This window comes from Thalassospira sp., from assembly GCF_040218635.1.
Classification (GTDB): domain Bacteria; phylum Pseudomonadota; class Alphaproteobacteria; order Rhodospirillales; family Thalassospiraceae; genus Thalassospira.
In genome coordinates this window covers 111,172-131,942 of sequence record NZ_JAVJRB010000011.1, presented here as the reverse complement: position 1 = coordinate 131,942, position 20,771 = coordinate 111,172, and the positions used below count along the sequence as shown (strand labels likewise).

At 54.1% G+C, this 20,771-nt stretch carries 18 protein-coding genes; 5 read left to right on the top strand and 13 right to left on the bottom strand.

Annotation, left to right across the window (positions count from 1 at the left end; genetic code table 11):
- The first annotated feature begins 224 nt into the window (after window positions 1-224).
- The 4 genes from RIC05_RS11930 to RIC05_RS11915 all read left to right on the top strand — a co-directional run bounded on the left by RIC05_RS11930 (window position 225) and on the right by RIC05_RS11915 (window position 6,169).
- On the top strand, window positions 225-1,412 hold the full coding sequence (locus RIC05_RS11930; RefSeq protein ID WP_350044146.1) for an ABC transporter substrate-binding protein: 1,188 nt from the start codon (window positions 225-227) through the stop codon (window positions 1,410-1,412).
- Window positions 1,413-1,516: 104 nt separating this feature from the next.
- Complete coding sequence (locus tag RIC05_RS11925) at window positions 1,517-2,392, top strand: branched-chain amino acid ABC transporter permease (protein ID WP_350044145.1); 876 nt, start codon at window positions 1,517-1,519, stop codon at window positions 2,390-2,392.
- Window positions 2,393-2,400: 8 nt separating this feature from the next.
- Window positions 2,401-4,956: a branched-chain amino acid ABC transporter ATP-binding protein/permease gene (locus tag RIC05_RS11920; RefSeq protein WP_350048666.1), complete on the top strand. Its 2,556-nt coding sequence runs from the start codon at window positions 2,401-2,403 to the stop codon at window positions 4,954-4,956.
- Window positions 4,949-6,169 (top strand): amidohydrolase family protein, encoded by a 1,221-nt coding sequence (locus tag RIC05_RS11915; RefSeq protein ID WP_350048668.1) that lies wholly within the window; start codon window positions 4,949-4,951, stop codon window positions 6,167-6,169. The genes RIC05_RS11920 and RIC05_RS11915 overlap by 8 nt, the downstream gene beginning before the upstream one ends.
- Window positions 6,170-6,253: 84 nt before the next feature.
- Here the strand turns inward: RIC05_RS11915 and RIC05_RS11910 are convergent, their stop codons facing one another.
- From RIC05_RS11910 to RIC05_RS11850, 13 genes are all read right to left on the bottom strand, one after another.
- On the bottom strand, window positions 6,254-7,681 hold the full coding sequence (locus RIC05_RS11910; RefSeq protein ID WP_350048670.1) for a gamma-aminobutyraldehyde dehydrogenase: 1,428 nt from the start codon (window positions 7,679-7,681) through the stop codon (window positions 6,254-6,256).
- A gap of 37 nt (window positions 7,682-7,718) precedes the next feature.
- Entirely contained in the window at window positions 7,719-8,534 is an 816-nt protein-coding gene (locus RIC05_RS11905) for an ABC transporter permease (protein WP_350048672.1), read from the bottom strand.
- Window positions 8,524-9,495, bottom strand: a complete 972-nt coding sequence (locus RIC05_RS11900) for an ABC transporter permease (protein ID WP_350044140.1) — start codon at window positions 9,493-9,495, stop codon at window positions 8,524-8,526. The genes RIC05_RS11905 and RIC05_RS11900 overlap by 11 nt, the downstream gene beginning before the upstream one ends.
- Complete coding sequence (locus RIC05_RS11895) at window positions 9,492-10,481, bottom strand: ABC transporter ATP-binding protein (protein WP_350048674.1); 990 nt, start codon at window positions 10,479-10,481, stop codon at window positions 9,492-9,494. Before RIC05_RS11895 ends, RIC05_RS11900 begins: the two co-directional genes overlap by 4 nt.
- A 255-nt stretch (window positions 10,482-10,736) precedes the next feature.
- On the bottom strand, window positions 10,737-11,897 hold the full coding sequence (locus RIC05_RS11890; protein WP_350048676.1) for an ABC transporter substrate-binding protein: 1,161 nt from the start codon (window positions 11,895-11,897) through the stop codon (window positions 10,737-10,739).
- A gap of 162 nt (window positions 11,898-12,059) precedes the next feature.
- Window positions 12,060-12,968 carry a LysR family transcriptional regulator gene (locus tag RIC05_RS11885; protein ID WP_350044137.1) on the bottom strand — a complete coding sequence of 303 codons (909 nt, stop codon included), beginning with the start codon at window positions 12,966-12,968 and terminating at the stop codon, window positions 12,060-12,062.
- Between the two features lie 71 nt (window positions 12,969-13,039).
- Entirely contained in the window at window positions 13,040-14,377 is a 1,338-nt protein-coding gene (locus RIC05_RS11880) for a sensor histidine kinase (protein WP_350048678.1), read from the bottom strand.
- A 2-nt stretch (window positions 14,378-14,379) separates the two neighbouring features.
- A complete protein-coding gene (locus RIC05_RS11875) occupies window positions 14,380-15,060 on the bottom strand; it encodes a response regulator transcription factor (protein WP_350048680.1) in 681 nt (226 codons plus the stop codon).
- Between the two features lie 91 nt (window positions 15,061-15,151).
- Window positions 15,152-15,760 (bottom strand): nucleotidyltransferase family protein, encoded by a 609-nt coding sequence (locus RIC05_RS11870; RefSeq protein ID WP_350048682.1) that lies wholly within the window; start codon window positions 15,758-15,760, stop codon window positions 15,152-15,154.
- Between the two features lie 13 nt (window positions 15,761-15,773).
- On the bottom strand, window positions 15,774-16,769 hold the full coding sequence (locus tag RIC05_RS11865) for an XdhC family protein (RefSeq protein ID WP_350048684.1): 996 nt from the start codon (window positions 16,767-16,769) through the stop codon (window positions 15,774-15,776).
- An 82-nt stretch (window positions 16,770-16,851) separates the two neighbouring features.
- Complete coding sequence (locus RIC05_RS11860) at window positions 16,852-19,026, bottom strand: xanthine dehydrogenase family protein molybdopterin-binding subunit (protein ID WP_350048686.1); 2,175 nt, start codon at window positions 19,024-19,026, stop codon at window positions 16,852-16,854.
- A gap of 3 nt (window positions 19,027-19,029) precedes the next feature.
- Window positions 19,030-19,491, bottom strand: a complete 462-nt coding sequence (locus RIC05_RS11855; protein WP_350048688.1) for a (2Fe-2S)-binding protein — start codon at window positions 19,489-19,491, stop codon at window positions 19,030-19,032.
- 346 nt (window positions 19,492-19,837) lie between these two features.
- Entirely contained in the window at window positions 19,838-20,071 is a 234-nt protein-coding gene (locus tag RIC05_RS11850; RefSeq protein ID WP_350048690.1) for a hypothetical protein, read from the bottom strand.
- A 215-nt stretch (window positions 20,072-20,286) separates the two neighbouring features.
- On the opposite strand from RIC05_RS11850, the gene RIC05_RS11845 reads away from it, so the two are divergent.
- Window positions 20,287-20,724, top strand: coding sequence for an Lrp/AsnC family transcriptional regulator (locus RIC05_RS11845; protein ID WP_350044129.1), 438 nt, complete (start codon window positions 20,287-20,289; stop codon window positions 20,722-20,724).
- The last annotated feature ends 47 nt before the right edge of the window (window positions 20,725-20,771 follow it).

Genomic DNA, 20,771 nt, shown 5'->3' with positions numbered 1-20,771 from the left:
GCGGGCAAAAAATTTGCATGCACTAATTTTATGCAATAATTGCATGCAATTTGCGTATACATAAGGCAAATGGCTTTTGAGGTTTGGTGGAAAATCATCCAAGCCCTTGATTTTCGGGGATTTAGATTCTTGGCACGCTCTTTGCTGCAGTGCGATGGCTATTTGGCGCGCACCGTGAAACTGCGACGACTGAATGCGAAAGTCATATAATCAGGGAGTCTCACATGCCTATTTCTTCGCCTATCCCGAAACTGACGCGCCGTGCCGCCCTTCTGGGTGCTGCGGCTGCAATGATGTTTGCTGCCACCTTGCCTGCCCATAACGCCCGTGCTGATGAAACCGTAAAGCTCGGCCTTGTTGCTGCGCTGAGTGGTCAGTCGGCCAAATCGGGTGAGGCGATTACGCGTGGTATCATGCTTGCGATTGACAAGATCAATGCCGAAGGCGGCGTTCTTGGCAAGTCGCTTGAACTTGTCTCGCGTGATGATGAAAGCAACCCGGGCAAAGGTCTGGTTGCTGCACGTGAACTGGTACAGCGCGAAGGTGTTGCTGCGATCATCGGGGGTCTTGATACGCCGGTTTCCTTTGCTATTGTACCTTTCGTCAATCAGCAGAAAGTCCCGTTCATCGGCCCGTGGGCTGCAGGAACCGGGATCACCAAAAACGGTGCTGAAGAAAACTATGTCTTCCGTGTTTCAGCCGTTGATGAATATGTCGACGAAGCGATTACCGAATATCTGATCGCAAATTACGGTGCCAAAAAACCGGGCATGATCCTGATCAACAACCCGTGGGGTGAGTCCAACGAAAAAGGCTTGCTCAAGGCACTTGATAAACGTGGCATGGCCCATGCCGGGATCGAAAAGTTTGAATCCAACGACGTTGACGTTGTCCCGCAACTGACCCGTCTTAAAGAAAACGGCGCGGATTCCCTGTTTGTTGTTGCCAACGTTGCCCCGACCGCACAGGTGATCAAGTCGCTTGATCGTATGGGTTGGGATGTTCCGATTTCATCGCATTGGGGCCCGTCCGGTGGTCGCTTCACCGAACTTGCCGGCAAATCAGGTGAGAAGGTCCACTTCATCCAGACCTATCTGTTTACCGATGTGGCTGATCCGATGTTTGCCAAACTTCAGGAAAAATATCCTGAAATCAAAACACTGGCTGACGTCACCCCGGCAACCGGTATTGCCAATGCCTATGATGCGACCCTTCTGATTGCAGCGGCGATTGATAAGGCCGGTTCAACCGATGGCCCGGCCATTCGCGCAGCAATGTACGAAATCAGCGGTGTCAAAGGCATGATCAAAACCTATGACACGCCGTTCACCCCGGACGATCAGGACGCGCTTGGTCCGGAAGATTACACCTTCGCGCATTTCGTCGAAGGCCAGATCATTCCGATCAAATAAGCCATCTTTTCAACCCGTGTGGCGCGGCCCATCGCGCGCCACACGGGCTTTATCCATTTCTTGAATGATGCACTTTTGTGCAATCCATAAGCAGGCGACTGGCAATGACATTATTAATCGCGGCCCTGATTACCGGTATCGGTCTGGGGAGTATGTACGGGCTGATCGCGCTCGGATTTCAGATAACCTATTCGGTATCCTCAAAGGTCAATTTCGCCCAAGGGTCCATGGTCATGCTGGGGGCCGTACTGGGTTTTGTCTTTTGTGAAAGATACGGTTTCCCGGTCATTGTCGGATATCCATTGGCGATTTTGTGCTGTGGTATTGCCGGTATTCTGGTCGAGTTTTTCCTTGTCCGTCCATTTGCTGTGCGCAATTCGGAAGCCTGGCTTATGGCAACGGTTGCGGGCGGTATTTTGCTTGATAACGCAGTTTTGTTCACCTTTGGCAATGAACCACGCACCTTGCCATCCGCCCTTGTCGGGGAAAGCTGGAATGTGTTTGGTACCGGTGTCTATCCGCAACAAATCCTGATCCCGATTGCCGCCATTGGTGTCGCACTGACCCTGCATGCCTTGTTCCGCCGCACCCGTCAGGGACGCGCACTTTTGGCCGTCGTGCAAAACCTTCAGGCGGCCAAGCTGATGGGGATCAACACCACAGTTATGGTGACCGGTTCATTTGCAATCTCATCGATGCTGGCCGGTTGTGCCGGGCTTTTGATCGCACCTTTGTTTTCCGTGCATTCGGATATGGGAACGCTGTTTGGCCTTAAGGCCTTTGCGGTGGCCATTCTGGGCGGCATGACATCGGCCTATAGCGTGATGTTAGCCGGGTTCATCTATGGACTGGTGGAAGCCGGTGTGACCACCTATCTCGGCTCGTCCTATACCTTTATCGTCGTGTTCGCGCTCGTGATCGCGGTTCTGACCATCAAACCAAGTGGGCTTTTTGGGCGCACGGCGATCAAAAAGGTTTGATGATGAAAATGAAATTCGAATTTAAAAATCCCATTCCCGAAATGAACAAATCCATCGCCCTTGATAGCGTGATCCTACTCGCCGTGCTTGGCGGATTGATCGGTGTTCCGATCACGGGCGGTTATACCCAGTTCATTATCGGTCTTGTCGCGATCTCGACTGTTTTATGTGTCGGCCTGAACGTTCTGTATGGTTTGACTGGGCTGGTCTCACTTGGTCAGGTTGGCTTCTTTGCCATCGGCGCTTATGCCAGTGCCATCCTGACACTGGCCGGGGTGAATTTCTGGTTATCCCTGATCGCGGCAACACTGATCGCCGGGGTCACGGGCTGTGTTCTTGCATTGTCTGCTGTGCGCATGGCCGGACCGTTTTTGGCGATGGTGACGATTGCCTTTGCCTTTATCGTCGAACATGGTGCCATTGAATGGCGGGCTTTGACCGGCGGGCAGAACGGCTTGATGGGTTTCCCGATGCCGGATCTGTTTGGCTATATGTTTAGCGAAAGCGATCTGGTGATGCTGTGCGTCATTCTGGGCGGGGTGGCACTGCTTGCCTTCCGCCGGTTGGCGACCAGTGGCTGGGGCATGGCCATGACCAGCATGCGCGATGCCGAAATTGCCGCCAGTTCGCTTGGCTATAATGCCTTTGCGGTCAAGGCCAGTGGCTTTGCCATTGCCGCGGCCATGGCGGGACTTGCCGGTGCGCTCTATGCCCCCTTGATGATGTTTATTGCGCCATCGAACTTCCCGATCAGCCAATCGATCCTCTATCTGTTTGCTGTCATTCTGGGTGGGGCCGGGACTGTGCTTGGCCCGCTTGTCGGGGCGTCTGTTTCGGTTCTTTTGCCCGAAATGCTGGCTGATTTTGCCGAATATCGTCTGTTGATCTTTGGCGCACTTCTGATCGGTGTTTTGTTGATTGCACCGCGCGGAATTGTCGGTGTGGTTGAACGGTTCATCCCGCTTAAAAAACGCGGTGTAATTGCAATTCCCGCTGACGAGATCGAGGCCGGGTTAAAAGCCTATGCCAAGTCTGATGGCCTGAGTGCCGAGGATATTTCGATTGCCTTTGGCGGGGTGAAGGCCGTCAACAACGTATCCTTCACCGCCAAACCGGGCGAGGTTACCTCGATCATTGGCCCGAACGGTGCGGGCAAAACCACGTTGTTGAACATCATCAGTGGTTTTTACAAACCAACTGCCGGTGCTGTTCGGATTGACGGACAGGATATTGCCGGTAAGCCGACGGACTTTGCCGCCCGGAATGGCATTTCGCGGACCTATCAGGCGACCCGTCTGTTTGAAAACATGTCCGTGATCGATAACGTGATTGCCGGTTTCCCGGTCGGCCGTTTTGGCAAACCGTTCAGTGCGATTGCCTCAAGTGCAAACCGTAATCATGCAGCAGGCCTTTTGGCTTTTTGCGGCTATCACGGTGACATTGATGCCCGGGCGGGCGACCTTCCGCATGTGGATCGGCGATTGGTTGAAATCGCAAGGTCGTTGGCGACCAAACCGGGCGTGTTGTTGCTTGACGAACCGGCTGCCGGTTTGATGCATGCCGATAAGGTGTCTCTGGCAAAACTTCTGCGTCAATTGGCCGATGCCGGGATTACGGTGGTTCTGGTCGAACATGACATGGAAATGGTCATGGGAATTTCCGATCAGATTTTGGCTGTCGATGCCGGAACGCCGATTATCTTTGGCGCACCGCAGGATGTGCAAAAAGATGCGCGGGTGATTGCCGCCTATCTTGGCGATGGCGAAATGAAAGCCCGACCACGTCCGGTGCCGTTCGAAGCCGGGGCATCACCGGTAATTGAAACCTTGCGCCTGACCGCGGGATATGGTGCCGCACCGGTCTTGCAATCGGTCGATATCCGGGTCCGCCAAGGTGAAATGGTGGCGTTGCTTGGGGCGAATGGGGCGGGCAAATCAACCTTCCTGACCGCACTTGCCGGATTGCTACGCCCGGTAAAGGGCAGCATCGTTTTGAATAACGAATATATCCATGCCCTTGCCCCGCATCAGATCGTCCAGCAGGGATTGATCCTTGTGCCCGAAGGACGTCAGGTCTTCCCGGAACTGACCGTGCGCGAAAACATCGAACTGGGTGCCTATAAGCAACCAAAACCGGTGAGTTCCGACGAACTGGAAACCCTTCTGAACCGTTTCCCGCGTTTGCGCGACCGGATCAACAGCCCGGCTGGGCTGTTGTCGGGCGGCGAACAGCAGATGATGGCGATTGCCCGTGGTCTGGTGGCAAAGCCAAAAGCATTGCTGCTTGATGAACCCTCCCTTGGTTTGGCACCGGCAATGGTCGAAGAACTTTACGCCATTCTGGGCGAGCTTCGCGATGACGGGGTGACGATCCTTCTGGTTGATCAGATGGCGACCATGGCGCTGTCGGTGGCTGATTACGCCTATGTCCTTGAACAGGGACAGGTCGTTGCCGAAGGCAAGGCCGCTGACCTGCGTAAGGATGAACGTTTGATTGCCGCCTATCTGGGCGGCAGCGAGAAGGACGATACGAACCAAAAAAAGGTGGCATGTGAAAATGCTTGATTATCTGGTGAGGAACGCCTGCCTGCCTGGTGAGAACGCGCTTGTCGATCTTGCCATACGGGACGGAAAAATTGTCGAAATTGCCCAATCGATTGCCGGTGAAGCCCCAAGCTTTGATGCCGAAGGTCAGTTGATCAATTGCGGCTTTGTCGAAAGCCATCTGCATCTGGACAAAGCCTGTATTCTCGATCGGGCGAAAAATGAAACCGGCACCCTTGCCGGGGCGATCCGTGCGGTGGCCAATGCCAAAAGCGGTTTTACCGAAGATGACATTTACGTCCGTGGCGCGCGCGTGATCGAAAAGGCAATCACCGAAGGCACTAACGCTGTGCGCACCCATGTTGAAATCGATCCGGGCATCGGGTTGACCGGCTTTAACGCCATCAAGCGTTTGAAGGCCGATTATGCATGGGCGATGGATATTGAAATTTGCGTCTTCCCGCAGGAAGGGCTGTTTAATTATCCCGGGACCGAAGAATTGCTGCGCGACGCCTTGGATAATGGTGCGGATTTGCTCGGCGGCTGTCCGTATATGGATACCGATCCGAACGGGCAGATTTTGCGCTTGTTCGAAATGGCGCGCGACTACGATGTCGATCTGGATTTCCATCTTGATTTCGATCTGGATGGCAGTTGGCGGCATCTTGATGAAGTGGCCAAACAATCAATCGCTTTTGGCTGGCAAGGCCGGGTGATGATTGGTCATGTGACCAAGCTGTCGGTTTTGCCAAAGCCGGAATTGGAAGACACGATTGCCATCATGCGCGATGCCGGCATTGGCCTGACGGTCTTACCGGCAACTGATCTTTTCCTGACCGGGCGCGATCACGATCATTCGGTTCCGCGGGGCGTGGCCCCGGCACATAAACTGGCCGCACATGGTGTATGCTGCACGATTGCGACGAATAATGTGCTCAACCCGTTTACGCCTTACGGCGATTGTTCGCTGTCACGCATGGCGAACCTTTATGCCAATGTCAGTCAGCTTTCGACCGAAGCAGAACTTGAAAACTGCTTTGCCATGGTCGCGGATGCGCCTGCCAAATTGCTGGGCCGATCCAGCAAAATCGCAGTCGGCGAAGCCGCAAGCTTCATCGTCCTGCCGGCGCAAAGCCGGGCCCAGGTGGTATCGGAAATCAGTCGCCCGGTTTGGGGCATGAAAGATGGTCGGGTGACGTTCGATCATCCCGCCGCCCGACTGCACCGACCCTAAATCCTTATGCAAAAGAAACGGGGCAGCCAAAAGGCTGCCCCTGTAGTCTGATGGTAGAGTCTGATGATCAGGTTTTCAGGCGGATTAACCGTGCGCGATCATGATGTGTCGGGCGGCGGTGTAATCTTCCAGCGCGTAATGCGACATATCCTTGCCATAGCCTGATTGCTTCAGACCGCCATGGGGCATTTCATTAACCAGCATGAAGTGGGTATTGATCCAGGTACAGCCATAGCGCAGGCGCGCACTTGTTTGCATGGCGCGCGAGATATCCTTGGTCCAGATTGATGATGCCAGGCCGTAATCGGAATCATTGGCCCATGTGACGGCTTCGTCGACATCGGTGAAACGCGTGATCGATGCGACCGGGCCAAAGACTTCGCGACGGACAATTTCATCACTTTGCAAGGCACCGGCAATCACCGTCGGCTGATAGAAAAAGCCCGGACCATCGTGCAGTTTGCCGCCGGTGGTGATTTCCATATGTTTTTGTTCCGATGCGCGGGCAACGAAACTTGCCACACGATCGCGCTGACGTTCGGAAATCAGCGGGCCGATTTCGTTTTCAGCATCATCGGTACGGGCAAAGGCAATGCTTGAAACAGCGGATGATAAATCAGCGACCAGTTTGTCATAGATTTTCGGACCGGCATAAATGCGGCACGCCGCGGTGCAATCCTGCCCTGCATTGTAATAGCTAAACGCCCGAAGTCCGTTAACGACAGCATCAAGATCGGCATCATCAAAGACAATAACCGGTGCTTTGCCACCGAGTTCAAGATGGGTGCGTTTAACCGATTTGGCCGCAGCCTGAAGAACCTTTTTACCCGTCGCGACGTCCCCCGTGATCGAAATCATATCGACCTTGGGATGATTGATCAGCGCATTCCCCACGGTTGCACCGCGTCCCAGAATGACGTTAACAACACCTTCGGGCAGGATGTCGGCAAAGATTGTTGCCAGTTTAAGGGCGGTAAGCGGCGTTTGTTCGGATGGCTTGAAAACAACCGTGTTACCACCGGCAATCGCCGGGGCCAGTTTCCAGGCCATCATCATCATGGGATAGTTCCAAGGTGCGATGGATCCGACCACGCCAATCGGATCACGGCGGATCATGGATGTGTGGCCTTCCATATATTCACCGGCAAGCGATCCCTGCATACAGCGCACGGCACCGGCAAAGAAACGATAGCAATCAACAATGGCGGGAATTTCATCATCGCGCACGGCATTGATCGGTTTGCCGCAATTAAGCGATTCAAGTTTGACGAATTCTTCGGCCTCGGCTTCGATCCGATCGGCAATTTTCAAAAGGTATTTGGATCGTTCAGCCGGGGTGGTGCGTGACCATGATTTGAACGCCTGTTCGGCGGCATTTACCGCCCGGTCGATCTGTTCCATCGATGCTTCGGGCAGCATCATGATGGTTTCGCCGGTTTTTGGATTGATGACATTTTCTTCGGCTTCGACACCCATTTCAAGGCTGCTGCCGATCAGCATCTTGGTATCCATAATATGCTCTCCCGTTCGTATCGTTATAGCGTTGCTTTTATTTCCCGGATCCGGCCACCTGATCGCCATCCCGCGTCAGGTAATAGGCGGCAAGGATCGGCAGGATCGTGACCAGAACCACAACCATTGCCACCACATTGGTGACCGGTCGTTGGCGCGGCCGGACAAGTTCTTCCAGCATCCAGATCGGCAATGTCGATTGCTGTCCGGCGGTAAAGGTTGTGACGATCACCTCGTCAAAGGACAGGGCAAAGGCCAGCATGCCACCTGCCAAAAGGGCAGTGCCGATATTGGGCAAAATGACATGGCGGAATGTCTGGAAACTGTTCGCGCCCAAATCCATCGATGCTTCGACCAGTGGCCCCGACGTTCTCCTGAACCGTGCAACCGCATTGTTGTAAACAACGACAACGCAGAACGTTGCGTGCCCCAGGATGATCGTCCAGATCGAGAACGGAATGTCCGCGATGCTAAAGGCGGATCGCAGCGCAATCCCGGTAATGATGCCCGGCAAAGCTATCGGCAGGATCACCAACAGCGATATGGTTTCACGGCCAAAAAACTTGGTTCGCGAAACCGCCGCCGCACACAGGGTTCCAAGCACCATGGCAATCAGGGTCGAAATCGTCGCGGTTTGGAGGGACAGTTTCAGGGCGTCCCACACATCCGGGCGGTTCCACGTTACTTCCAGCCATTTCAAGGTAAATCCGGGGGGCGGCCATTGATAGGATTTGTCTTCCGTCGTAAAGGCATAGACAAAGATCAGCGCAATTGGCAAATGCATGAAAGCAAGGCCAAGTCCGGCGGCGGCTTTTAAGGTAAAGGGTGCGCGGGTTTTTCCATCAGATCGCATCGAAAGCCCCCATGCGTTTAGCACCCCAAAGATAGAATCCCATGATGACAATTGGCACGACCGTAAAGGCCGCAGCGAGCGGGATGTTGCCAGCAGTCCCCTGTTGGGCATAGACAGCCTGACCGATAAACAGTCGCGATGATCCGATGATTTGCGGAATGATGTAATCGCCAAGGGTCAAGGAGAAGGTGAAAATCGACCCGGCAACAATCCCCGGCAAAGCCAGCGGGAAAATCACATGGCGGAAAGTTTGCGATGGTGTCGCACCCAAATCCCCCGATGCTTCAAGATAGCTTCCCGGCACACGTTCAAGGGCAGCCTGAACCGGTAAGACCATGAAAGGCAACCAGACATATAGAAACACAAGAAACGTTCCGGTGTAGCTGACCGATAACGAATACCCGCCAATAATCGGGATCGAAAGCCATGCTTCAAGCAGCCATGTCAGATGCAGCTTGGCAAAAATCCACGTCAGAATGCCTTCCTTGGCAAGGATCAGTTTCCAGGCATAAACCTTGACCAGATAGCTTGACCAAAGGGGGAGCATCACGCCGATGTAAAACAGCGCCTTCCATTTTCCCCGCGCATATCGCGCAGCGAAATAGGCAATAGGAAAAGCCACGCAGGCCGCACCAAGGGTGACGATGGCGGCCATCGAAACCGTGCGAATGATGATGTCAAGATTGGCCGGGCGGAACAGTTCGCCATAGGTTTTCAGGGTCAGTTCGTATTGAACCATTCCCGAAAATTCATCGATGGCAAAGAAGCTTTGCGCCAGAAGGGCAAACAGCGATCCGAGATAAATGATGCCCAGCCAAAGTGCAGGCGGCGTCAGCATCAGAATCAAAAGCAGCTTCGGATTGCGCCAGAATTTATCAGACAACGATCCCGCCCATCCGCCCTGACCGGGCAGAACGGCACTGGTTTGGTTTGCTGCGCTGACGGGGGAGGCGGCCGTCATGATGTGCCCCCCATCAAATGAAGCTCATCTGCCTGCCAACTGATCTGAACCGTGGCGCCGTTTTCGGGCACATCTTGATCAGCCGGGATCAGGGCATTGATGCGCATATCGCCAAGTGCGAGCCCAACACGGGTGGTGCCACCCAGATAGCTGCTGCCAATTACTGTGGCAGTATGGCCATCAGACGGGCCGATGCGGATGGCTTCGGGGCGGAGGCTGGCATAGCTTTCTGTGCCGGTCAGCTGTTTGACAAAACCCGGTTCAAGCACGTTCGATGATCCGACAAAATCGGCGACAAAGCGGCTTTGCGGGCGTTGATAGATATCCTGCGGGCTTCCGATTTGCTGAATTTTACCGTCATTAAACACTGCGACCCGGTCGGCCATGGATAATGCTTCGCCCTGATCGTGGGTGACGAACACAAAAGTGATGCCCAGTTTGCGTTGCAGGGTTTTAAGTTCTTCCTGCATCTGTTCGCGCAGTTTCAGATCAAGTGCGCCAAGCGGCTCATCAAGCAAAAGAACCTTGGGCTTGTTGACCAATGCGCGGGCAAGGGCAACACGTTGGCGTTGTCCGCCGGAAAGTTGCCCCGGACGACGGTCGCCATAGCCCGGAAGGGCGACAAGTTCGAGCGCCTCGTTCGCCGCAGCATGGCGTTCAGTTTTGCCCATACCCTGTATCATCAGACCATAGGCGACATTGTCGATAATGTTCATATGCGGAAACAGGGCATAGTCCTGAAATACCGTGTTTACGTTACGCCGATAGGGCGGCACATTTTCGACCTTGGTGCCAAAAATCTCGATATGACCGGCGGTGGGTTGTTCAAACCCGGCAATCAGGCGCAGGCAGGTTGTTTTGCCCGAACCAGATGGGCCAAGCATGGCGAAAAATTCACCCTCGGCAATCGACAGGTCCACGTCATCCACGGCGCGTACGGTGCCGAAATGTCGGGATACCTTGGAAAAGGAAACTGCAGTCGTCATTGAAAAACCAGTTGTTTGAAGCCCGCCCGCGAAAGGGCGGATTTCGGGTATGCAAGGAAATGTGACGGGTAACTGTGGTGCCAAACGGCAAACAGGTGGCCGGTGATGAGGACGGTCTTTATCCGTGCGGGATAAGACCGTTCCTCATCATCGCGGCGGTTGCGCATGTGTTGCCGGGTGTACGAAACATCAAATGCGCAGGCCCAAAATCAATCGTCTTCGCAGGGTGCAGACAAAGATGACCGATGCCGTGCCTTAACGACCACCAATCACGCCGATATAATCCGAAACCCAGCGATAATACGGAACGCATTCACCCTGACTTTCGCATTTCGATACCGGGGTCTGCCAGAAGCTGACCCGTTCGAAATCATCAAAGCCATTGGTTGCGCAGCCTTCATCACCAAGAAGGGCATTGCCCTTACATGCTGCCGGAACTGCCGGGTTGGAACCAAACCATGCGGCAAGGTCGCCCTGTACTTTCGGTGACAGGGAATGTTCCATCCAAAGATAGGCACAGTTCGGGTTTTCAGCTTCGGCATGAAGCATTGTGGTATCAGCCCAGCCGGTCACACCTTCTTCTGGAATGGTTGAGGCAACCGGAAGGCCTTCGCCCTTAAGAAGGTTAACCTGAAACGGCCAGGAGCCTGATGCAATCACGCCTTCGTTTTTGAAATCATCCATCTGGATGAAGGCATCATGCCAATACCGCGAAACCAGTTCACGTTGTCCGCGCAAAAGATCAAGCGCCGCGGCATATTGATCGGCATTCAGCTCATACGGGCTTTTGATGCCAAGCTCAGGATTATGTGCCATCAGATATTGGGCAGCATCGGCAATATGGATCGGTCCGTCATAGGCCTGAACACGGCCTTTGTTCGATTTGCCATCAGCAAGGGTCATTTCCTTGAAAACAACGTCCCAGCTTTTCGGGGCTTCGCTAAAGGCTTCGGTGTTGTAGAGCAAAACGTTCGGTCCCCACTGATAAGGGGTTCCGTAATGCACGCCATTGACCGTGTGCCAAGGCGAGCTTTTCAGACGGTCATCAACGGTGTTCCAGCTTGGGATCAGGTCGGTATTGACCGGTTGAACACGTTTGCCGGCAATCATGCGCAGCGACGCATCACCCGATGCGGTAACAAGGTCAAAGCCGCCTTCATTCATCAGGGCGACCATTTCATCGGATGTGTTGGCGGTTTTTACATTTACCTGACATCCGGTTTCTTTTTCAAACGAGGTAACCCAGTCAAAATTGGCATCGGTTTCACCACGTTCGATATAGCCCGGCCAGGCAACGATATTAACTTGGCCTTCGGGTGTTCCCAGTTCAGTCATCATATCAGCAGCAGCGGCGTGACTGGCCGCAAAGGCAAGCATGACCATTACGGACGTGCCCGATTTCAGTAGCGATTTCATTGTGATGTCTCCCAGTTGCAGGGCGTCAGTTCACGTGACTTTTATTTCCCGCAGCCAAGGGTACGCCGATCTGGAGCATTCACAATTTCATTTAACAGAAATACATTATCGGTTTTTCCGATACCTTCGGTAACGTAAGGTTGGAAACAGTTTGCGGTCGCTTTAACGCAGGCGTGTGGCGCGGTGGGCCTGTGCCAAACCGATGAAATCGCGGGCGGCTTGTGACAATGGCGATCCTTTTCGCCAGACTACCCCGACCTGAACCATCGGCAAGGTGCCCGACACATCGCGGCTTTCAATCCGATCCCCTTCAAGCGACCAAGGGCGGTAGACCAGATCAGGCAAAAGCGACAAGCCAGCCCCGGTGGCAACAAGGCTTCGCACGGCTTCGACCGAACGGGTTCGGAACGCAACGCGGGGACGCGTTCCAAGGGCGCCTAACAGCTTGCTGGTGGCTTCTTCGATCTCATCGACCGTTAACATGATCAGCGGTTCGGAAGTGACGTCATCCAACGAGATGCTTTGCGCCGTTGCAAGGCGATGTCCAAGCGGAAGCCACAGGCGATAGGGGGAGACTTCGAGAATTTCCGATTGCAAGGCCAACCGGTCGCGCAGATTGGAAATCACCATTACCGCGACATCAATTTCACCACCGATGAGAAGATGTTCAAGGTAATCGCCATTATCTTCAATCGCGCTGACCGTGACATGCGGATAAGCCCGGCGATAGCGTGCAAGAATGTCAGAAAGGACATACCCCGCAACCAATGATGTCACGCCAAGATGTAACTCACCCTGTTCGGCCTTGGCGGTGTCTTCAAATGCCTGTTTGGCATCGGACACATTGGCAAGAATGGTCGTGGCATGACGCAGGAACTGATGGCCGTTATGGGTGATGTTAAGCCCGCGCGAATGGCGGTCAAACAGGGCAACGCCAAGATCGGCTTCAAGTTCTTTGATCGCCTCGGTCACGGCAGATTGTGAAATTGACAGAATATGAGCAGCCCCCGAAACAGTTCCCTGTTCGGCGACGGCAACGAAATATTGAAGCTGTCGAATTGTAAATGCCATGATTCCATGACGATAGGCGATGGCGGAATACTTGTCGCGGTTTTTTCGATACCAAAGCCGCGATCACGGAATTATTCGCCAGCCAGTTCCACAACAGATTGAACCAGCTTGTCTGCACCGGGATCAAAGGTGACCGACATGCCGCCATTGGCAAGATGTGTCGGGGTGCAGGTCCAATCAAGGCGCTGACAAATCCGGCGGACAAGTTGCAGGCCGATGCCTTCGCCCTGCGGGGTGGTGCATTCACCGTTGCAGGTCGAAATGGTGTTTTCCACCCGGATTTCACTGCCGGTAAGCGTGATGGTGACCTGGCCTTTCGGGGTGTGCTGGAACGCGTTGCGGATCAGGTTGGATATCACAATCATCAAGGCCGGGCGCGACACCGTAATGAGCGTGTCGGTGTGATCCGGTGTGAAGGTGCATGCGACATGCTTTCCTTCCATCAGATAGGAAAGGTCGCTGATTTCCTGTTCGATGAAGGCCGGGAAATTAAGGGTTTCGGTGGCACCGGCGGGCATGTTGTCACGGCCCAGCCACAACAAGGTTTCAAGCAATTGCTGCATGTTGCGGTTGGCACGTTTAATCCGGGCCATGACGCGCGCCTGCGTCTGGTTGAGCGGGCTTTTTTCAAGAAGTTCGATATTGCCCGAAACAATGGTGACCGGGGTGCGCAATTCATGGCTGGCCTGGCGCAGGAATTCACGTTCACGGGCAACAAACCGGTCAATCTCATCAACGGATCGATGCAGTTCATGGGCAACGTCGTTCAATTCTTCAAACCCGAAATCGGGAATGGGGTCATTCAGACGGTCTGCCGTTAAGTTGTTGGCCCAGCTTTGTAGATGCTCGGATGGTTGCGTCAGGCGTTTGCCGATGATCCACAGGAACCATGCGAATATCCCGATCACGATCAGGGCAAAGGGAACGGACAACCACGCCAGATTATGCAGCCGTTCAAAAAACACGCTTTCGCCGTCACCGACATGATAGGTCTGCAAAATCAGGATTTCACGCCCATCGGCCAAGCGGTGCGGAAACACCAGAAAGATCGGATTTTCCGGGTCTTTCTGATCGGTATATTGATCGGTATTGATGTAGAAAAGCTCGCCAAGTTCGAGGTCATTTGGGCGTGCATGCGCACGCAATTCTGCGGGCAACTCGTTAAAACGTTCAAAGGATTCAATATTGAAACCCTTGGGCAAGGGGGCGTTGGGGTCGCGGGCAAGCTGATCGTCATATTGTTCGGCAATCAGCTGAAGCTGAAAGGCCGCGACCATCCATTTGCCATAGAGCATGTAGAAGTTCAGTACAGCAGTATACAGAACCAGCGTGATCACCAGACCCAGCAGCACGTAATTACGTACAAAGCGTGAGAAGGATTTGGTTTTTGGGGCACAACAGGTGTTCATGACTACTCGCGAAGGGCCACGCCCTGGCCCGGAATGGTGTGAATCAGATTTTGCTCAAACGGTTTGTCGATCCGATTGCGCAATTTGTAAAGATGCGTTTTCAGCGCATTGGTATCGGGCGGGTCGCCCTGCCACAGCGCCATCGACAGGCGCGACCGGGTGACAACGCGTGGGCTGTTTTGGGCAAGAACTTCCAAAATCGTCCATCCGGTTGGGGAGACACTTATTTTCTCGCCACTGCGCACCACGGATCTGTTTTCAAAATCAATCATAAGGTCTTGCAGGGCAAAACGCTTTACCTCGCCACTGCGCCTGCGTGACAGGACACGGGTACGCAGCAGAAGTTCTTCCAGCTCAAACGGTTTGACCAGATAATCATCGGCACCGGCGTGGAAACCTTCGACCTTGTCTTCAAGCGTGTCACGCGCCGTCAACATCAGGATGGGGGTATCGACCCCCTCGTCGCGCAATGCGCGACAGATGCTGATGCCGTCGCGGAACGGCAACATGATATCAAGCAAAATGACGTCAAATTCGCCGGTCAGCGCCATTTGATAGGCGGTTTCACCATCATAGGCATGGTCGCACTCGACCCCTTCAATCGTCAGATAGTCACTGACGGTTGCGGCAAGGTCCATATTGTCCTCGACCAGAAGGACCATGATGTTGGCGGTGGATTTCATTCACGTTATCTCTTTATCTGCGACATCTTAGCATGGCGCAATTTCAATCCAAGGTCAGCTTGAAACATTCAAAATGCTGCGGGGTTCATTGTTAAGCCATCTGGCTTTGCAGGGCTTTCAGATCATCAATTGTATCGATATCAATGGCGGCATTTGGCAGATCAATCCCGATGACGTCATGGTTTGCCCCATTCAGGATTTTCCGCGCACCAGATGCCCCGGACAGGGATTGAAGCGTTTCAAACATATGGCTTGGAAAAATCGCCGGAACACCATCGCCATCGGCATGACGGGTGGCGATAATGTGGTGTCCATCAAATCCCGCGATCAGTTTGGTATAATCGGCACTTGTCAGTTTCACCTGATCGCAAAGGGCAATCAAAACACCCTCAAACTGGCCGTGATGGGCAATGGCCGCCATGCCACACGCAATGGAACTTCCCATGCCACGCGACCAGTCTTCGTTATGAATGACGTTTGCAGATGATCCAATCACCGGGGCGATGTCATCGGAAAAGGCCCCCAAAACGACAAAGCTTTGCAGGCCTAAAATGGCGTTCACCGTATCAAGCGTATGGCGGATCATGGCTTTGCCATTGATCAACGCCAATTGCTTGCGCCCGCCAAACCGCGCACTTTCACCGGCGGCGAGTATCAGGACAGCCAATCGTTTTTCAGGGCTTGGAACAGCGGGGCTCATGGCGTTTTGATACTCATTCCGCAGCCTGTGCCATTGCCGGTGCCGCACGTTGTTTAAACAGGGCCGTGTGAATGCCTGAGAGCATGGACAGTGCGATGCTTTCGGGCAATTGACCACCGATATCAAGGCCGGCCGGGCTTGAAATATCAAAAGCCAGATCACCGTAAGACAATCCCGCCTGATCGAGAACCTCGTTAAAACGGTGTCGAGGACCAAGAGCCGAAAGATGTTTGATCGGCGCGTTGCGCAGGTTTTTAAGCGCACTTGCATCGATCTGGATGCTATGGGCCATCAGGATGACCGCATCCACCCGGTGATAACTGACATATGCCGCCAGTTCGCGGTCGATCTTGCGCAGGATGGTGTTGGCACGCGCGAAATGTTCCTTGCGGGCATTGGCCGGGCGCGGATCGACAAGCGTCGTGATCCATCCCATGGTGTGGGCAATGTCAATGACCGGCCGGGCATCCATGCCGCCCCCAACCACCAGAACATGCGGTTCAGGCTGGATCGGGGTAACGAGCCAGTCGCCATCGCTCCGCTTTTCGATATGGGCAGGCGGATGGCCGTCGATGGCGCCCCGTTCAAAATAACCCTCGACAGCATTGATCTTTTGGAAATACAGCCCGCTTTGGCGTTTGCGCAAAGCGGCATACAGATCCGACAGCCCAAGGTCGTTTTGCGCATTTAATGGCTGCAGCATGATGTAAACCGTGCCGCCACAGCCCACACCAAGCTTGAAGGACAAATCATCTTCGTCATTGCCGTCATAGGTCAGCATGACGGTTTTGCCGGTATGCATGGCCTTACGCGCATTGCGGATGATGTCCGCTTCCAGACAGCCACCACTCAGCAGGCCAAATTGTTGCCCATGGCCGTTAATCAGCATCATGGCCCCGGCCTTGCGATAGGCCGATCCATCGGTGCGATAAACGGTTCCGAGAACCCATTGGGTGAGGTCACGGTCATCATGCCATGCGCTTAACATTGCGGAAAGTTGGTTGCTCATCACTTGATCCCTTTTATGGAAGGACCGCTGCCCGGGAAACATCGGGGGGGGGGAAGAATGAACATTCCCCGGGCAGCTTGCCTTACATGAAGTCGAAACCGGCCTTGGACATGGGAAGATCCATAATCCGCTTACCGGTCTGTGCGAAGATCGCATTGGCAACGGCCGGCCCGGTTGGGGGCACGCCCGGTTCACCAACACCTGTCGGTGCATTGTTCGACGGAACAATGGCGACCTCGACTTCAGGCATCTCGGAATTGCGCAGCAGTTCGTAATCAGGGAAGTTATATTGATCGACTTCCCCGTCGGTCAGCGTGATTTCGTTGCGATAGATTGCGGACAGGGCATATCCAGCCCCGCCTTCCATCTGGGCACGGATCACATCGGGGTTGATCGCAACCCCGCATTCAACCGCCATGAACAGTTTGTTGACATGCACGCTGCTGTCTTCGACCGTGATGTCGGCGACAACGGCAACGCATGTATTGAACGAATAATGGCAGGCAAAGCCGCGCTTATCGCCTTTTTTCCAACCGGAAATTTCACGGACAAGCTTGATGGCTTCGATCATGCGGGCCGGATTTGGGGCCGCCGGGTCAAGCATCGAAAGACGCATGTCTATCGGGTCCTGACCGGTCTGGGTGGCAACCATATCCATCAGGCTTTCCATGGCAAATGCCGTGTGGGTATGGCCGACCGAACGCCACCATAGAATAGGGACTTCTGTCTGGAAATCGCTGAGACCGATGGCTTGATTGGGGATTGAATACAGGCCGCCGGCGACACCTTCGGCCGATGTATGGTCAATACCGTCATGGACCGTCATCGGTTCCATCGGGCTGCCCTTCATGATTGATTTGACGGCGACGCGATGGTCCCAGCCAATCACCTTGCCATCGGCATCAAGGCCGACTTTTGCGCGGTGGGCAGCCATTGGACGGTAATAGCCGCCTTTGATGTCGTCTTCGCGGCTCCAGACCAGTTTGACGGGCACTTTGCGCCCCGAAACGGCAAAGGCCATGGCGGCTTCGGCGTTGTAGTCGGCGGTCGGGCTTGCACGTCGTCCGAATGATCCACCGGCATACAGCGTTTTGATTTCGACCTGCGATGGTTCAAGGCCAAGGATTGCCGCAAGGGTCGGGCGGGTCAGGCTTGGGAACTGACAGCCATCATGAAGCCGGACACCGTTTTCGGTTGGCTCAATCGTGCAGTTCAGGGATTCAAGCGGTGCATGGGCAAGGAACGGGAACGAGAACTCCGCATCGATTGTGTCGGCGGCACCGTCAAGAACCGGGGCAACTGTTTGCACGGTGATCTCTTTGCCGAGATTGTATTGCGGCGCATCGAGCAAGGATTTGTGATCGGCCATCAGGGCGTCCGTGCTGCGGGTTTCGGCCGCACTGAAATCCCATTCAACCGAAAGCGCATCGCGGGCCTGAAAAGCCGACCAGGTGTTTTTGCCAAAGGCAACCACACCGGCCTTGTTGGGCAGAACCTGTGCGGCAATAAAGCCGCCGACTTCCTTGGCATCGGCATCATCAAACGAAACAACCGTGCCGCCGAATTTCGGGCTTCTGATGATGGCGGCATAGATCATGCCGGGCAAATTGACATCCATGGCGAAGATCGCGGTGCCGTTGGTTTTGCTGGTGTTATCCTTGCGATGCAATTTGTCACTGCCAATCAGTTTAAACTGATCGGGTGTTTTAATTGCGGGTTTTTCGACGGCTTCAAGGGTTGTTGCAATGGCAACGAATTCCCCGAAATGGCCGGAATTGCCACCGGATTTCAACATGCCGTCTTCGATGGAAATGCTGCTGGCATCCACGCCCCAGCTTTGGGCAGCAGCACGCACCAGAAGATCGCGCGCAGCAGCACCGGCTTCGCGGTACTGCATGTATGAATTGGCAATCGAGGTCGAACCACCGGTGCCTTGTCCGCCAAAGAACAGATTGGCGTAGCGTTTGTCATCGGCGGGGGCGAAGTCGGTTTGAACTTTATCCCAATTCGCATCGAGTTCTTCGGCAACCAGCGTTGCCAGACCGGTTGTCGTGCCCTGACCCATTTCGAAATGCTTGATGATGACGGTAACCGTGCCGTTGCCATCAATTTTAACAAACGGATTGAGATCGGTGGTGGCGGCAGCGGCCGTGCTGCCGGCGGTCAGAACGCCTTTGGCGTTGACCCCGACCAGAAGGGCGGTGGTGCCCGCGACACTTCCGGCAAGGAAGCCGCGACGTGAAACATTAATGGTCATGACTTAGGCCTCCAGCTTTTCAGATGCCAGCTTGATGGCTTCGTTGATGCGGACATAGGTCACACAACGACAGGCATTGCCGTCCATGTAATCTTTGATGTCTTGATCGGTCGGGCTGGGGTTTTCGGTCAAAAGACCGATGGCGGACATGATCTGACCGGATTGGCACCAGCCACATTGCACAACGTCCTTTTCACGCCATGCGGCCTGAACGGCCTGTGCGACCTTGTCGGTGGCACCTTCGATGGTGGTGATTTCGGTCTCGACCGCGTCTTCGACAAAGGTCTGGCAGGATCGGGTCGGGTAGCCGTCAACATGCACAGTGCACGCACCACAATAGGCAACGCCGCAGCCAAACTTGGTGCCGGTAAGGTGCAGTTCGTCGCGCAAAACCCACAGCAACGGTGTGCCGGGTTCTGCATCAACGGTGCGGGATTCTCCATTGATCTTAAGCTGATATTGCATGACCGCCTCTCTCTCTTGGCTTGTTATGCCTGATCATTGCCTGCGGGCAGGTAACCGAGGGGTAAACGCGCACAATGATCCGATATGTCGATCCGGTGGCGCGGATGATCTGCCATCAGACCGGCTGGTCGCAGAGTGTATGTAGGCAAGATCAGGCGGGATTTAAGGACAAGATTGGCGAAATCTGAAACGGCCAAATGGCGGGAAACCGCAAGGCATTGTTATTAGAGGTGTGCGGGATAATGGCTGCGGAAATAAAAAAAAGCCTGTCGATGCAAAGCGGCAAAGACAGGCTTTTTAATTTGGCAATTCAGGGTGGGGCACCTGTTTGCCATTCATCGGGGGATTATTTCGGCGCGTAGCCTTTTTCGCAGGCAAATTCGATGTCACTGCGGGCGATCCCGATATCTTCAAGAACCTCACGCGGCGCATGGCGCAGCATTTCGGTATCACGGGCAATCTTGAACGCAATGGCCCATTTGCGCGGGAAAAGGACGAGCCAGCGCCAGATGGATGCGCCCGAAACCGGCGCTACATTGGTGGTGGCGACGAGGGAGTCATTCGTAAACTGTGCTGGCATGATGCTGGCTCGCTAGTTTGTTTGCTAATAAGGGACAAAGTTTCCTCTGAACCCACAAACAATCTACGCCCCCGGTGTGTTAATTGGTGCGCAAGTTTCGCAAATCCGTGCGAGATTTTCGCAAATATTTTACAAAAACGATTTTCTTTCGCTGGCTGCATAGGTCATGTTTGTTTGCAGGGTGTTACACCATCATGATTTGGGAAAATTGAACCTTGGCGGAACTCGATAAATTCGACTATCGCCTGCTGGAACTGTTGCAGGATAACAGTCGGCTGACAGGTACGGAGCTTGCGGAAAAGGTTGGCCTTTCGTCCGCGGCATGCCTGCGCCGTGTGCAGCGTTTGCGCGAAACAGGCGTGATTGAACGCGATGTTGCGGTGGTTTCACCCAAAGTGTTCGGTAAGAAGATGATGGTGATCGTCCTTCTGACCATGGAGCGTGACCGACCGGATCGTTATATGCTGATGCGCGAAGCTTTTGCGAAAATGCCCGAAGTGGTGCAATGTCATCATGTTACGGGCGCGCATGATTTTGTTTTGCGCATTCAGGTCAGTGACATGGAAGAATATAGTGCATTTGTTGATCGGGTGTTTCATGAACCCTATATCAAACGCTATGAAAGTCTGGCGGTTCTGGGGTCGCTGAAATAGCGGTTACGGGCAGCCAAAAAAGGCCGCCCGGCGCTGTTTTTATTATT

Excerpts from the sequence above, each read along its gene's own strand:
- RIC05_RS11910 (WP_350048670.1), bottom strand. The coding sequence starts at position 7,681 with ATGGATACCAAGATGCTGATCGGCAGCAGCCTTGAAATGGGTGTCGAA.
- RIC05_RS11880 (WP_350048678.1), bottom strand. The coding sequence starts at position 14,377 with ATGAACACCTGTTGTGCCCCAAAAACCAAATCCTTCTCACGCTTTGTA.
- RIC05_RS11870 (WP_350048682.1), bottom strand. The coding sequence starts at position 15,760 with ATGAGCCCCGCTGTTCCAAGCCCTGAAAAACGATTGGCTGTCCTGATA.
- RIC05_RS11915 (WP_350048668.1), top strand. The coding sequence starts at position 4,949 with ATGCTTGATTATCTGGTGAGGAACGCCTGCCTGCCTGGTGAGAACGCG.
- RIC05_RS11930 (WP_350044146.1), top strand. The coding sequence starts at position 225 with ATGCCTATTTCTTCGCCTATCCCGAAACTGACGCGCCGTGCCGCCCTT.
- RIC05_RS11885 (WP_350044137.1), bottom strand. The coding sequence starts at position 12,968 with ATGGCATTTACAATTCGACAGCTTCAATATTTCGTTGCCGTCGCCGAA.
- RIC05_RS11890 (WP_350048676.1), bottom strand. The coding sequence starts at position 11,897 with ATGAAATCGCTACTGAAATCGGGCACGTCCGTAATGGTCATGCTTGCC.
- RIC05_RS11900 (WP_350044140.1), bottom strand. The coding sequence starts at position 9,495 with ATGACGGCCGCCTCCCCCGTCAGCGCAGCAAACCAAACCAGTGCCGTT.
- RIC05_RS11860 (WP_350048686.1), bottom strand. The coding sequence starts at position 19,026 with ATGACCATTAATGTTTCACGTCGCGGCTTCCTTGCCGGAAGTGTCGCG.
- RIC05_RS11905 (WP_350048672.1), bottom strand. The coding sequence starts at position 8,534 with ATGCGATCTGATGGAAAAACCCGCGCACCCTTTACCTTAAAAGCCGCC.
- RIC05_RS11850 (WP_350048690.1), bottom strand. The coding sequence starts at position 20,071 with ATGCCAGCACAGTTTACGAATGACTCCCTCGTCGCCACCACCAATGTA.
- RIC05_RS11855 (WP_350048688.1), bottom strand. The coding sequence starts at position 19,491 with ATGCAATATCAGCTTAAGATCAATGGAGAATCCCGCACCGTTGATGCA.
- RIC05_RS11895 (WP_350048674.1), bottom strand. The coding sequence starts at position 10,481 with ATGACGACTGCAGTTTCCTTTTCCAAGGTATCCCGACATTTCGGCACC.
- RIC05_RS11865 (WP_350048684.1), bottom strand. The coding sequence starts at position 16,769 with ATGAGCAACCAACTTTCCGCAATGTTAAGCGCATGGCATGATGACCGT.
- RIC05_RS11875 (WP_350048680.1), bottom strand. The coding sequence starts at position 15,060 with ATGAAATCCACCGCCAACATCATGGTCCTTCTGGTCGAGGACAATATG.
- RIC05_RS11925 (WP_350044145.1), top strand. The coding sequence starts at position 1,517 with ATGACATTATTAATCGCGGCCCTGATTACCGGTATCGGTCTGGGGAGT.
- RIC05_RS11920 (WP_350048666.1), top strand. The coding sequence starts at position 2,401 with ATGAAATTCGAATTTAAAAATCCCATTCCCGAAATGAACAAATCCATC.